Source organism: Mycobacterium sp. NGS59 (assembly GCF_059812345.1).
The window spans coordinates 22,379-34,011 of sequence record NZ_JCALCN010000010.1; the positions used below are offsets into that span (position 1 = coordinate 22,379).

The window sequence follows — 11,633 nt, forward strand, 5'->3', positions numbered from 1 at the left end:
TATACCTTGTCCGCACTGATCGCGTTTCCCCGGCAGCTACGGATCGGGGCGGGGTCGATCAACGAGATCGCGGACGTGCTCACCGGCCTGGAGCTGAAACGTCCTCTGCTGGTGACGGATTCGTTCCTGACCCACACCGGTGCCGCGCAACGAGTGCTCGACCTGCTGCGTGTGGCGGGCATAGCGGCCGCGCTCTTCGACCGCACCGTCCCGGATCCCACCACCGCCTCCCTGGAGGACGGGGTACGGGCAGTGCGCGACCACAACGCCGACTGTGTCATCGGCTTCGGCGGCGGCAGCCCGATGGACTCCGCGAAAGCCCTTGCAGTGCTGGCACATCAGGGCGGACCTATGCGCAATTTCAAGGCGCCCAACAGCTACGCAGGCCCGGCGCTGCCCGTCATCGCGATTCCGACTACCGCGGGAAGCGGTTCGGAGGCAACGCAATTCACTGTGATCAGCGACAGTGACACCCACGAGAAGATGCTGTGCCCCGGTGTGTCGTTCCTGCCGGTCGCGGCGATCGTCGACTTCGAACTGACTCTGTCGATGCCGCCGAGGCTGACCGCCGACACCGGTGTCGACGCGCTGACCCACGCGGTCGAGGCGTACGTGAGTCGCAAGGCCAATCCCGTCAGCGACGGCCTTGCGCTGTCGGCCATCCGGCTCATCTCCGGCAACCTCAACCGGGTTTACCGCGACGGCTCCGATTCGCAGGCGCGTGAGGCCATGATGCTGGCCGCCACGCAAGCCGGGATGGCCTTCTCCAACTCCAGCGTCGCGCTGGTGCACGGCATGAGCCGCCCGATCGGCGCGCATTTCCAGGTAGCCCACGGCTTGTCGAACGCCATGCTGTTCCCGGCGGTCACCGAGTTCTCCGTCACCGGCGCCGAGTCGCGGTATGCCGACTGCGCCCGTGCCTACGGAGTGGCAGACGCTCACGTCGCCGATGCGGTGGCCGCTCAAGCTCTGGTGCGGGCGCTGGCCGAGTTGTGTGCCGAACTGGAAGTTCCCACACCGCGCTCCTACGGTATCGACCGTCAGGCATGGGAGTCGGTGACTCCGTTGATGGCTCAGCAAGCGCTGGCATCCGGTTCGCCGGCCAACAATCCGGTCGTCCCCACCGGACAACAAATCGAGGAGATCTATGCCCGGGTGTACGGCTGAGCTGTCACCCCGACGCGACCACCCCGCCGCCGGCCCACGGTCCAACGGGCGTCTCACCCCGGGCCTGGAACTCCGCGGGCAGGTTGTCCGCCACGTCCCAGGTCGCGGCCAGACGTCCGAAGCCGACGGCGATCGCACAGTGCAAACCCAGCTCGACCAGTTCGTGTCAGTCCCCGTCGCTGGGCTCGGTGAGTTCGGGGGCCTGTTCGCGGGTGGCCATGCCGCCCTCGCGACCGTGATCGGCCGGGCCGGGTCGACCGCCCTTCGGTTCGTCCTGCTCGACGTCGCGCTCGTCGTTCTTCTTGCTCAATGTGCCCCTCCCGGTGTCGACGTCGACCAGCTCCACGGTGAATTCTGCCCCGCTGGCGAGTGGATCCCTATATGGACCGCCACTTGATGCCGCATCCGATCGACGGCCGTTGGTTCGGGTCCGCCGGTCGTCCGGCGAGAACGGCGTCGACGGCCGCCCGCACGTCGGCACCCGTCACCGGCCGGTCGTTCTGGGGCCGGGAGTCGTCGAGCTGGCCGCGGTACACGAGTCGGCGCTCACCGTCGAAGACGAAGGTATCCGGCGTGCAGGCCGCGGAGAAGGCGCGGGCGACGTCCTGGGTTTCGTCGTAGAGGTACGGGAAAGTCCAGCCGTGCCGGCGGGCCTCGGTGACCATCTGTTCGGGTCCGTCCTGCGGATACGTGACGACGTCGTTGCTGGAGATGCCGACCATCGCGACACCCTGCCCGGCCAGGTCCCGACCCAGCGCGGCCAGCCCGGCCGCGACGTGCTGGACGTAGGGGCAGTGGTTGCAGATGAAGGTGACGACCAACGCGGGGCCGGTCAGGTCCTCGAGGCTGACCGTCGCCCCAGTCGCTGGGTCGGGCAGCGTGAAGGACGGGGCGGGGGTGCCGAGTGCGAGCATTGCCGATTCGATGGCCATGCGGGCCAGGTTACGTCGTCAGCGCGGAACGATCCTGATGCGGATGGGGCCGCGCCAGGTGGCATCCGGATCCAGCGCGGTGCCGCGCTGAGTGATTTGCACGTCGCCGGACCTGGCGAGTTCCCGAGCCACGTCGCGAGCGTCGTCCATCAGCTCGCGCCAGTTGTCGTCGCCGACGGTCCGGGCGGCATCGGACGGGCAGATGCTGCTGTCCGGACCGCGGTGCGCAGCCAGGGCTAGGATCGTGGATTTCAGTCGCTGCCGGGTCGGCCCGTCGTTGGTCACCAGGTGCGGTCTTTCCCGATCCGGTCGGCAAGCGCGTCGCCCACGGCGCCGGCGCCCAGCGCATTGGGATGCAGGGGTGCGGCAAGATGAGCTAGCACGAAGCCCTCGAAATATCTGTCGTCGGGTGCGGCGCACATGTCGTGGCCGACCGAGACCGGCCGCGTATCGAAGAACTCGACGTTCTTTCTGGCGGCCAAAGTCCGCTGCTGGTCGTCGATCTCGCCGACTTTGGCTTGAAAGTAGTCGGCGTCAACGGGGTTGATGGGTTGCTCGGCGAAGCAGCCGCCGGGCCGGATGTAGATTCCGTACCCGACCAGGACGATCCTGGCCCGCGGAGCGCGTGCCCGCACGGCGTCGATCATGGCTTCCCACAACGGAACCTGCTCGCGAATCGCCGCACTGAACCGATCCGTTCCGCCCCCGGCGAAGGTGTCGAAGCACGGGGGCTCGGCAAGTGAACTGCGACGGCACTTCGACGCGCTGCTTGCCAGACCGACGTCGTTGCCGCCGATCGTGATCGTAATCAACTCGGTGTCGCGGGCTACCGCGTCGATCTGGGCGGGCACGGCGCCGCCGCTGGTCTGTTGGGCCCGCTCGGTGATGTCGGCGGTGGTGGCGCCGCTGCAGGTCACGTCGGTGAAGGTGGTGGCGCCGAGTTGGCGGGCCAACACCGCGGGGTAGTCGTTGGTCGACTTGAAGCACCCGGGCGGACCGGCGGGATCGGGCACCATCGGCGCGGCCGCCGCCGAGTCGCCGAGCGCTACGTACGTCAAACCTGTCGTGGGTTCGAAACCCGTTGGGGGCGGCATCGCGCAGACGGCCGCGGCCGCAACAGCCGGTACGGCCACGCCGCGACACACGACGTCCAGCCAGCGACTGATTTGTGTCATCTTGATAATCAGGGTAGCCCGGCTCGGCAATGCCTCAGGTGATCGATACCAGCTGATCGATGGAGTCGTTCGGCAGGTCACCGTCGACGATCGCCGTCACCGTCACACTGTTCAGTGTGATTGCGCCTCTGTGGTTGTCCAGGAACGCGATGTCGGCGGCATCTCGACCGGTGGCGATGCGCACCAGCGATTGCCTTGGCGCCAACAGGGTTCCGTCGACAACCCACCATTGGCCTTCGACATACGCTTCGGCGACGGCGTGGAAATCCATCGGATACAGCCCGGGTGCATACACCGAGACCACACGGGCAGGCACCTTCACCGCCCGCAGCAGTGCCACCGCGAGGTGAGCGAAGTCGCGGCATACCCCGGCGCCTGCGAGCAGGGTCTCCACCGCTCCGTCGATCGGATCGCTGGATCCCGGCACGTAGTTCAGTCGAGTGCCGACCCACAACGAAACCCGTTCCAGCAGGGTCGTCGAGTCAGCGAAATTGCCGAATTCCGTTGCGGCAAAACCATACAACTTGTCAGCCTCGGCGTAACGGCTGGGACGCAGATACATCGACAGGTCGGCTTCGGTCACCGGCGCGGGATCGGTCCGACCCCAGATCGTCGCGGCGTAGGACACACTGAGCGAGCCAGGCGGCGAGTCGAACTTATGGATGCGATTGCCGTGCATCCCACTGATCTCGACGGGATGGACCTCGGTTCCGTCCAGCAGGAACGACAGCCGCTCCGTCACTCTCGAATTCGGTTGTGGCGCAACGGCGATCTGGAACTCCAGCGTCGTCGGCGCGGTGATCTCTACTTCGAGCTCGGCGCCTACCTCACGCTTCATACTGCCCCTGCAACGCGTCACCGTTGTAGTCGAAATTTCCCACCGGTGGCCGTTCGGCGACCTTCAACCGCTCAGCACACTGAGCGCTTTCCAGCCGCGCCGCGTGCACGATTTCATCCGCGGTCCGGAATTCGACAGTATTCGCTTCGCCAGCCAGAACGGGAAGGGTCGCCGCCTGACGCATCAGCGCGATCGCAAGAGCGCTGGAGGTTCTGCACGGCACTACGAGCAGGCTCGCCGCGGCTCTGTCTCCGGTGACTGTCATCAAGCGTTGGTGACCGGCGACCCGGCGGGGACCGACGGTTCTGGTGTGGTTCAGCGCGTCGAGATCCGGCGAACCCTCCAACGAAGACCAGTTGATGCTGATAGCCAGCACTTCGCCTAATCGCGGCGAGATCGCACCGGTGAGCTCCGGCAGCTCGCGGGCTATCGAGGCGGTATGCGGCCACCATGCCCCGTCCAAGGGTCCGCCCAAAACGGCTCCCAGGACCAAGCGGACAGGACTGGCCAGCCGGCGACCGCGCGCGGCATCATTCACGAAAAGTCAACCACCGCAACAGTATTGCCAAAGCCGCTGAAATGATGTACCACGATCCTCCATTCGTGCTGACCCACAGATAATCAGCCCGGTTGATTCGACGAGGACCAGTGTTGGTTACGTAGAGCTACCAGCAACGATACACCCTGGATTCGGCCACCTCGTTGCACGACGCACTAAGCGCGCCAAAGTGCAATTGCGGCAGGTATTTTCGACAACTCGCCGAGCTGGTCGCTGCAGTCGCTGACCGTACCTCCGACACTTGGGGGCGCGTGGTCCGTGCTATCCTTGTTCAGGGTGTTTTTGGTACATCCATTCCAATGAGAGAAGTTGAAAGTATGACACAGGGAACTGTGAAATGGTTTAACAGCGACAAAGGCTTCGGCTTCATCGCTCCTGACGACGGCGCAGCGGACGTATTCGTTCACTACTCCGAAATCAGCGGCAGCGGTTACCGGTCGCTCGAAGAAAACCAGCGAGTTCAGTTCGAAGTAGGCCAAGGCGCGAAGGGCCCTCAAGCCACGGGTGTGACACCCGTTTAGGATAGTTCCGTCGCGTATGGGCTGGTGGGTTTCGTCCTGCCAGCCCATTTCCATATCATCGCCGCTCTGATCTTGTCATCGTGCAGCACACTGCCGCCAGCGTTCACTTGATCTGTGTGACGACCGAAGGACCCTGGCCGCGCGGGGATTTCTGTGCAGCGGTGACCAATAGATCGACAGAAGCGGCAATTCCGCTGGCGATGTCTTCCACCGCCGGCACGTTATCGGGGCACACGCACACGCTGAGATCCATGACGTCACCGCGGGAGGTCAACGTCAGATTCAGTCCACAGTCTTGCCGTAGCGGTGGCACGGTTTGCATACCAACGACTTCCGCTCCGGCGCAGTACCGCGGCGCCGGTTGGCCACGGACATAAGAGATACTTCCGTGACATCTGGACGATTGTCGTCGTCTCATGCCCAGCCCGGTGTACATCCGCTTGCCCACCCAAGCCAGGGCCGGCGGAACCAGCGCGGCGATCTTTGCCAAATCGATCGAGAGCCCCGGGGTTTCGATATCGACGACCTGAGTAGCGTTCAAGATGTCGGTCGCGGTGTGGAGGTTGATCAGCACCTGCACGGGGTCGTCGAGTTGCACGGGGATGCGAATTCGCTTGACTGCCGGCGAATTCCCGGGGAGGACGTCGATGCCGGGCAGTGTCAACGGCATCCGAATCGCGAGTGGACTATCGGGAACGGTGTCGTGGCGTTGCAGCCAGGCGCGCAGTGACAGAGTGCAGGCCGCCAGGAACACATTGGTGACCGTGCCCCCGAACGCGTGCCTGACCGTCTCCAGATCTGCGAGTCGGATCGAGGCGAAGGCGACTGCGCGTCGCGCGGTCAGCGGAGCATTGAACACACTGTCGGGTACGGGTCCGCTCATCGACGACACGGCTTTCTGCATCGGACTGGATTGTTCAGTGCCGAAGAGCCTTTCGCGGACTGTCCGCACCGCGCCGATACCGGTCTCTCCGATCAGCCATAGAGTCTTCACGTAGTTTCCGAGCAGTTCGCTCATCGTGTCGATGACGAGGTCGCCGGTCCCCGGGATACCCAGGCTCCGCTCGGTCGGCCGGTCGTCGCGCGTGCGTTCGTGCCGCCCGGGACGTACCAATTGCGACCACACGGAAGCGGCGCTGCCACCCCCGCCGTTGAGTATCGGTGCCGTCCTCAGTGCCAGAGCCCATCGTCCGCCGGCCAACCCGTCTATACTCCAGGCGTCCCACAAAGTTTCCGTTCCGTCATCTGCCGCACTACTCAATTGCGCAATCAGGTCTGCCAATTCGGGCTGTCCGCCGGGCGCGGCAACAGACACGCGATGGATTTGCGGTGTGGGGTCATAGTCGTCGATCTGGGCCCAGACAGGCTGGCCCATGCCCAGCGGCTTGCCTACCAGGTGGCTGCGGAATCGCGCGAACTGCTGCAGCGACCTGCTCATCAGCCGGTGCAAGCGCTCGTGGCTCATCTCGGTCGATGCCTCGATGACCAGGAACGAGACGGTGGCCGACGGCATCGTCGCATCGTGGTCAGGTAGCTGCTCCACCTCCGACTGCGACAATCGAGTGACCATCAGCGCGCCTCGGTCGGTGCTGCCGCATTGCTCATCGGTATCGGACTCGTTCGTCCAACTACTGCCATATCTGTTCTGCCGGCTTCCATTTCGTGTCGGCGACTGAGAGCCGAGTCCTCGTGCATAGTCGGTCGACAACGTGATGCAGGGAACGCACGCCCCAGTGCGGCAACCACGCGGTCGAACTGCGTCGTGTTGCGGCAGATCGCCGCGCGACATGTGGCGGGTACCGTCAAAATGCAGAGGGGCGGCGCTACCGCCTCGACCGCCAGCTGACAAACTCTCTTTGACCGGCGGCGTACCTGGCGCCCGTACGCAGGTCAGCCCGCCACTGCCCAACCCTACGCGCCTTCGGTGGCAGAGTCGACCAATGACCGTGCACCCGCCAGTCTTGAGGGCCGGGCGAGAATAGGGGGTCCGAAAGCCGTTGACAGAACCCCTATCTCACGGACAAGTCAGCTACGTCTTGCTGTTGCGTTCCACCCACTGGCTGAGTGCATCCTCCAGCGCGGAAGAGTGGCTCACTCCGGCAGCGTCGGCGGCCTGCTCGAATCGCTCGACCAAGTCGGTCGGGATCGAGGCGCTCACCTTGGAGCGCTCCGGCTTCGGCTTCGGCGGCTGCTCGGCCTGCACATGCTTGGCGGCCGTCGCGTCCATGGTTTCCCGCAGCGCGGGAATCTCCCGGAGCAGCCGGTCGAGGTCGTCGCGCTCGATGCGCAGCACCTCGGCGGGCCCGATGGTGGTGACCGTCGCGGAACGCAGTTTGCCGCGGCGCAACGCCGATTCGCCGATCACCTCACCCGGTCCGACCACCGCGACCCGGTCTTGGCCCACGTAGACACCGGCCTCGCCGCTGAGCAGGATGAAGCACGCGTCCGACGGGGTTTGCTCGCGAATCAGCGGCCACGGCGAGGACTGCGCCGTGTGGTGAGCCGTGCCGACCAGACGTTCCAGCTCGCTGTCCGAGAACTTCTCGAACGTGGCGAACTCGCGCAACCGGCGGGCGTCGGTGCGGACCCGGCGGGCTTCTTCCTCTTGCTCTTTGGCATCCACCTTCATGGGGGACTCCTGATCTGCGATGTGAACCCTGACATCGAGGAGCCTACGACGAAAACACGGGGATCCGGCAAGTAAATGCTGGCCGGGCTCCGCAGGCGGTCGTGAAGCCCTGGCATTGAGCGTGAAACCCTGGCGTTGAGCGTGAAATCCTGGCGTTGAGGGGGTAACCAGGGCGTTGAGCGTGAAACCAGGGCGTTGAGCGGGTAACCAGGGCGGAATTTCCGACGATTTCCCGCCCAGGCTTCACTCCGAACGCCCAGGCTTCACTCCGAACGCCCAGGCTTCACTCCGAACGCCCAGGCTTCACTCCGAACGCCCAGGCTTCACTCCGGACGCCCTAGGGCTGACGTCGCGTGATCCGACGGCACCCACGCCGCCAGTAACCCCGGCAACCCGATCCGCGTCTCGCGGCCGGTGCGCTCAGTCCGGCGGTGTCGGCGTCATCGACCCGATGAAGTAGGTCTCGCGCCCGGTCGGGTAACCACCGCCATTGGTGGCGATGTGAACGTGGTCGTAGTGATTCGCGGTCTCGTTGCCCAGGTCAGCTGTCCAGCTGCCGGTCCGGATGCCCATGTAGATCTTCTGCCGCCAGATCACGTGATCGATGCCCCAGCGTTTGGCATTGGCCAGGGCCAGCCCGGCGATCTGGTTGCCCAGCGCGATGCCCGCCTCGCTGCCGTGGTCAGGAATCATCACGTCGATCGCCAGGCCGCTCGGGTGCCACCGCAGCGCATCTTGTCGGTATCCGCCGATGGTGGTGATCTCGGGGAACAGCACGCCGATGGCGCGCGCCGCCCAGATGGTTTTGATCTGCAGCCCCTGCTCCGGCGCCACTCCAGCCGGTAGCGCGACCTGGAAGTCCTGGGCGGCGACGGGTGCGTTCCCGGTCAGCATCGCAGCCTCCTCGGCGGTGGCGACGTGCGGCGCTCCGGCCGGTGGCGCGGTGGGTTGGCTGGTGGGTGCGGCTGCCGAAGCGGAAGCCGACGGTGTCTCGGCGCAGCACTGCGTCTTCGGCTTGGTGTCCTGCGCGTAGATCATCCCGCCGGCGACGACCAGCGAGACCGCGATCGCCAGCCAGCGGCCGTAGCCGTTGCCTGACGTGCTCTTGCCCACCTAGAGCACTCTAGTGTCGTGTGGGGCGCAAGTGGCAGATCTTGGTGATCTTGTTATGTGCGGCCCGGCAGCTTCATCACGGTGCGCACGATGGGCAGCAGCGCCTTCTGCCACAGCGTCGAGGGAACCCCGAACGGCGGATCGAGGTTGAACACCCGCGCGGTGGCGATCGTCTGCGACTCGGTGTATTTCAGCAGTCCTTCGGCGGCGTGCCGGCGGCCTACGCCGGAAATGCCCATCCCACCCATCGGGGCGCTGAGGCTGCCCCACGCGAACGCGTAGCCCTCGTTGACGTTCACCGTCCCGGACCGCAACCGGGCCGCGATCTCCTCGCCTTCTGCGGACGAGGCGGCCCACACGCTGGCGTTGAGACCGTAGGAGGTGTCGTTGGCCTTTTCGACGGCTTCGTCCACGTCGGCCACCGGGTAGATCGAGACCAGCGGACCGAACGTCTCGTCACACGCACAATCCATTTCCGGTGTGACATCGGTGAGCACGGTCGGCTCGTAGAACAGCGGCCCGATGTCCGGGCGGGCCTTCGCGCCGGCAATCACCTTGGCGCCCTTGGCCGTTGCATCGTCCACGTGACCGGAGACGGCCTTGAGCTGATCCTCGGAGATCAAACTGCCCATATCGACGGAGAAGTCATAGGAGGTGCCCAGCTTCATGTTGCGCACCGCCTCACCGAACTTGCGGGTGAACTCGTCGGCGATGTCCTTTTCGACATAGATCCGCTCGATGGAGATGCACAGCTGTCCAGCGTTCGAGAAGCACGCCCGGATGGCGGCCTTGGTCGCCTTTCTCAGATTGGCGCCCCGCGTCACGATCATCGCGTTCTTGCCGCCGAGCTCGGCGGAGAACCCGATCAGCCGACGACCGGCCTGCTCGGCGAGGTGGCTGCCGGTTTCCGACGAGCCGGTGAACATCAGATAGTCGCAGTTCTCGGTGATAGCGGTGCCCACGACCGACCCCGGCCCGGGCACGATCGCGTACAGCGCCCGAGGCAGACCGGCTCGGTACAGCAGCTCCGCGCAGGCCAGCGCGCAGTACGGCGTCTGACTGTCGGGCTTGAGCACCACCGCATTGCCGGCGAGCAGCGCGGGCACCGAGTCCGAGGCGGTGAGCGTCATCGGGTAATTCCACGGCGAGATCACCCCGACCACGCCCTTGGGCTGGTAACCCACTGTGGCCTTGCCGATCGCCGGCAGCAGCGCCTGCACCCTGCGGGGTTTGAGCAGGTCGGCGCTGACCCGGACGTAGTAGTTGGCGTTGGCCATCAGGTCGACGATCTCCTCCTGCGCCGCCCAGCGGGCCTTGCCCGCCTCGGCCTGCAGCAGGTCCATCAGGAACTCGCGGTTCTCGATCACCAGGTCGCGGTAGCGGCGAACCACCTCGATCCGTTCGGAAACCGGACGCTTTGCCCAATCCGCTTGTGCGGCACGGGCTTTGGTGAATGCCGCCTCGACGTCGGCCGCGGTCCCGATCGGGATCGTGGTGAGCGGCTTGCCGGTGAAGACCTCGTCGATGGTTCTGGTCGGGCGTTCGGTGAAGCCGTCGATCGCGACGAGCTGACGCAAGCGGTCGAAGACCTCGGCTGACGGTGCAGGCATTATCGCTACCTCTCGAGTGCGCTCGAGGATCATGTCCTCAACTTAAAGCCGCTATGCGCTGGGCGATCTCCCCGTAACGCTCGAAACGCTCGGGGTCGCCCAGCGCGTTGTACAGCACGATCCGGCTGGCGACTCCCTGGTACTTGCCAAGAAGTGCGTCGGCCAAACCATCCCACGTCGACTCGGTGGCGAAGACAGCGATGTGCTCGTCGGTGATCTCCTCGGCCATCCCGGCGAGGTCGCCGGCTTTTTGCTTCGTCCGCAACCGCGCGGTGGTGTCCTCGAATCCGGCCTCGTCCAGGATGAAGGCGTAGTTGGGTGTGCTCGCGTAGAAGCCGAGGCTGGCGCGCACCAGTTCGCGCTCGTTGCGGCGTTCCTCTTCGGTGTCGCCGACGATGGTCATGACCGGCACGATCACCGCGACGTCCGACGGAGTGCGCCGCGCCTTGGCCGCGCCGGCTGCGATATTGGGCACCACGTGCCGCGCGAGATACCCGGGTTCGCCGAGCGGATGGACATGCACGCCATCGGCGACCTCGCCCGCCATCCGCAGCATCCACGGGTTCACCGCCGCCACGTCGACTTTGGGATCGGGTGCGTCGATAGGACCCGCGGACCACTGCGGGGTGATGAAGTCCAGGTCGTAGAACTCGCCGTGATGATCGAGGGTCCCGGTCCGGAACGCGGTGAAACAGGCCTTGACGGCGAGCACGTAGTCCCGCAGTCGGGGACCGGGACGATCGAACGGCATCCCGTAGCGCCGCACGACGTGGGTGCGCACCTGGGTGCCCAGACCGAGCCGGAACTTCCCGCCGGTCGCCTCCTGCAGCTCCCATGCCGTCGCGGCGGTGACGAACGGGCTGCGGGGGAACGCGACCGCGACCCCGGTCGACAGTTCGAGGCCGGGCGCGGTTTGCGCGGCCACCGCGGCGTTCAGATAGGCGGTCCGGCCCGTCTCGGTGAACAACAGACCGCTGAATCCGGCCGCCTGCGCGCGTCGGGCCACATCGCCGATCCGCGCCAACGGCTGCGGAATGGTCATCACGTCGACCTGCACCGTCGAACCGTACATCGCCGCTGAACGGCCGT

At 65.6% G+C, this 11,633-nt stretch carries 14 protein-coding genes; 2 read left to right on the forward strand and 12 right to left on the reverse strand.

The window, feature by feature from the left end:
* Positions 1 to 6: 6 nt before the first annotated feature.
* The gene (locus AC5Y46_RS13390; protein ID WP_499991576.1) at positions 7 to 1,167 is read left to right on the forward strand and encodes an iron-containing alcohol dehydrogenase; all 1,161 of its coding nucleotides are present in this window, start codon (positions 7 to 9) and stop codon (positions 1,165 to 1,167) included.
* A gap of 4 nt (positions 1,168 to 1,171) precedes the next feature.
* Here AC5Y46_RS13390 and AC5Y46_RS13395 read toward each other — a convergent pair whose 3' ends face one another.
* Genes AC5Y46_RS13395 through AC5Y46_RS13425 form a run of 7 tightly spaced genes read right to left on the reverse strand, consistent with a single transcriptional unit; the run spans position 1,172 to position 4,650 of the window.
* Positions 1,172 to 1,312, reverse strand: a complete 141-nt coding sequence (locus AC5Y46_RS13395) for a hypothetical protein (protein ID WP_499991578.1) — start codon at positions 1,310 to 1,312, stop codon at positions 1,172 to 1,174.
* A gap of 21 nt (positions 1,313 to 1,333) precedes the next feature.
* Positions 1,334 to 1,513 (reverse strand): hypothetical protein, encoded by a 180-nt coding sequence (locus AC5Y46_RS13400; protein WP_499991786.1) that lies wholly within the window; start codon positions 1,511 to 1,513, stop codon positions 1,334 to 1,336.
* A 31-nt stretch (positions 1,514 to 1,544) separates the two neighbouring features.
* Positions 1,545 to 2,099, reverse strand: coding sequence for a thioredoxin family protein (locus AC5Y46_RS13405; protein WP_499991581.1), 555 nt, complete (start codon positions 2,097 to 2,099; stop codon positions 1,545 to 1,547).
* A gap of 18 nt (positions 2,100 to 2,117) precedes the next feature.
* The gene (locus tag AC5Y46_RS13410) at positions 2,118 to 2,384 is read right to left on the reverse strand and encodes a DUF3253 domain-containing protein (RefSeq protein WP_499991582.1); all 267 of its coding nucleotides are present in this window, start codon (positions 2,382 to 2,384) and stop codon (positions 2,118 to 2,120) included.
* Entirely contained in the window at positions 2,381 to 3,274 is an 894-nt protein-coding gene (locus AC5Y46_RS13415) for an SGNH/GDSL hydrolase family protein (RefSeq protein ID WP_499991585.1), read from the reverse strand. Before AC5Y46_RS13415 ends, AC5Y46_RS13410 begins: the two co-directional genes overlap by 4 nt.
* A gap of 34 nt (positions 3,275 to 3,308) precedes the next feature.
* The gene (locus tag AC5Y46_RS13420) at positions 3,309 to 4,112 is read right to left on the reverse strand and encodes a transglutaminase-like domain-containing protein (RefSeq protein WP_499991587.1); all 804 of its coding nucleotides are present in this window, start codon (positions 4,110 to 4,112) and stop codon (positions 3,309 to 3,311) included.
* Positions 4,102 to 4,650, reverse strand: a complete 549-nt coding sequence (locus AC5Y46_RS13425) for a DUF5994 family protein (protein WP_499991589.1) — start codon at positions 4,648 to 4,650, stop codon at positions 4,102 to 4,104. Before AC5Y46_RS13425 ends, AC5Y46_RS13420 begins: the two co-directional genes overlap by 11 nt.
* Positions 4,651 to 4,988: 338 nt before the next feature.
* On the opposite strand from AC5Y46_RS13425, the gene AC5Y46_RS13430 reads away from it, so the two are divergent.
* Positions 4,989 to 5,192 (forward strand): cold-shock protein, encoded by a 204-nt coding sequence (locus tag AC5Y46_RS13430; RefSeq protein ID WP_499991772.1) that lies wholly within the window; start codon positions 4,989 to 4,991, stop codon positions 5,190 to 5,192.
* A gap of 103 nt (positions 5,193 to 5,295) precedes the next feature.
* On the opposite strand, the gene AC5Y46_RS13435 is transcribed toward AC5Y46_RS13430, so the two are convergent.
* From AC5Y46_RS13435 to AC5Y46_RS13455, 5 genes are all read right to left on the reverse strand, one after another.
* Positions 5,296 to 6,981 (reverse strand): wax ester/triacylglycerol synthase domain-containing protein, encoded by a 1,686-nt coding sequence (locus AC5Y46_RS13435; protein ID WP_499991591.1) that lies wholly within the window; start codon positions 6,979 to 6,981, stop codon positions 5,296 to 5,298.
* 240 nt (positions 6,982 to 7,221) lie between these two features.
* Positions 7,222 to 7,821 carry a cyclic nucleotide-binding domain-containing protein gene (locus AC5Y46_RS13440; RefSeq protein WP_499991592.1) on the reverse strand — a complete coding sequence of 200 codons (600 nt, stop codon included), beginning with the start codon at positions 7,819 to 7,821 and terminating at the stop codon, positions 7,222 to 7,224.
* 420 nt (positions 7,822 to 8,241) lie between these two features.
* Positions 8,242 to 8,934: a VldE C-terminal domain-containing protein gene (locus AC5Y46_RS13445; RefSeq protein ID WP_499991594.1), complete on the reverse strand. Its 693-nt coding sequence runs from the start codon at positions 8,932 to 8,934 to the stop codon at positions 8,242 to 8,244.
* 53 nt (positions 8,935 to 8,987) lie between these two features.
* Positions 8,988 to 10,544: a succinic semialdehyde dehydrogenase gene (locus tag AC5Y46_RS13450; protein WP_499991595.1), complete on the reverse strand. Its 1,557-nt coding sequence runs from the start codon at positions 10,542 to 10,544 to the stop codon at positions 8,988 to 8,990.
* A gap of 37 nt (positions 10,545 to 10,581) precedes the next feature.
* Positions 10,582 to 11,601 (reverse strand): TIGR03617 family F420-dependent LLM class oxidoreductase, encoded by a 1,020-nt coding sequence (locus tag AC5Y46_RS13455; protein ID WP_499991774.1) that lies wholly within the window; start codon positions 11,599 to 11,601, stop codon positions 10,582 to 10,584.
* Between the last annotated feature and the right edge of the window lie 32 nt (positions 11,602 to 11,633).

Coding starts and splice junctions, on each gene's coding strand:
- AC5Y46_RS13405 (WP_499991581.1), bottom strand. CDS start 2,099: ATGGCCATCGAATCGGCAATGCTCGCACTCGGCACCCCCGCCCCGTCC.
- AC5Y46_RS13415 (WP_499991585.1), bottom strand. CDS start 3,274: ATGACACAAATCAGTCGCTGGCTGGACGTCGTGTGTCGCGGCGTGGCC.
- AC5Y46_RS13420 (WP_499991587.1), bottom strand. CDS start 4,112: ATGAAGCGTGAGGTAGGCGCCGAGCTCGAAGTAGAGATCACCGCGCCG.
- AC5Y46_RS13430 (WP_499991772.1), top strand. CDS start 4,989: ATGACACAGGGAACTGTGAAATGGTTTAACAGCGACAAAGGCTTCGGC.
- AC5Y46_RS13435 (WP_499991591.1), bottom strand. CDS start 6,981: ATGTCGCGCGGCGATCTGCCGCAACACGACGCAGTTCGACCGCGTGGT.
- AC5Y46_RS13440 (WP_499991592.1), bottom strand. CDS start 7,821: ATGAAGGTGGATGCCAAAGAGCAAGAGGAAGAAGCCCGCCGGGTCCGC.
- AC5Y46_RS13450 (WP_499991595.1), bottom strand. CDS start 10,544: ATGCCTGCACCGTCAGCCGAGGTCTTCGACCGCTTGCGTCAGCTCGTC.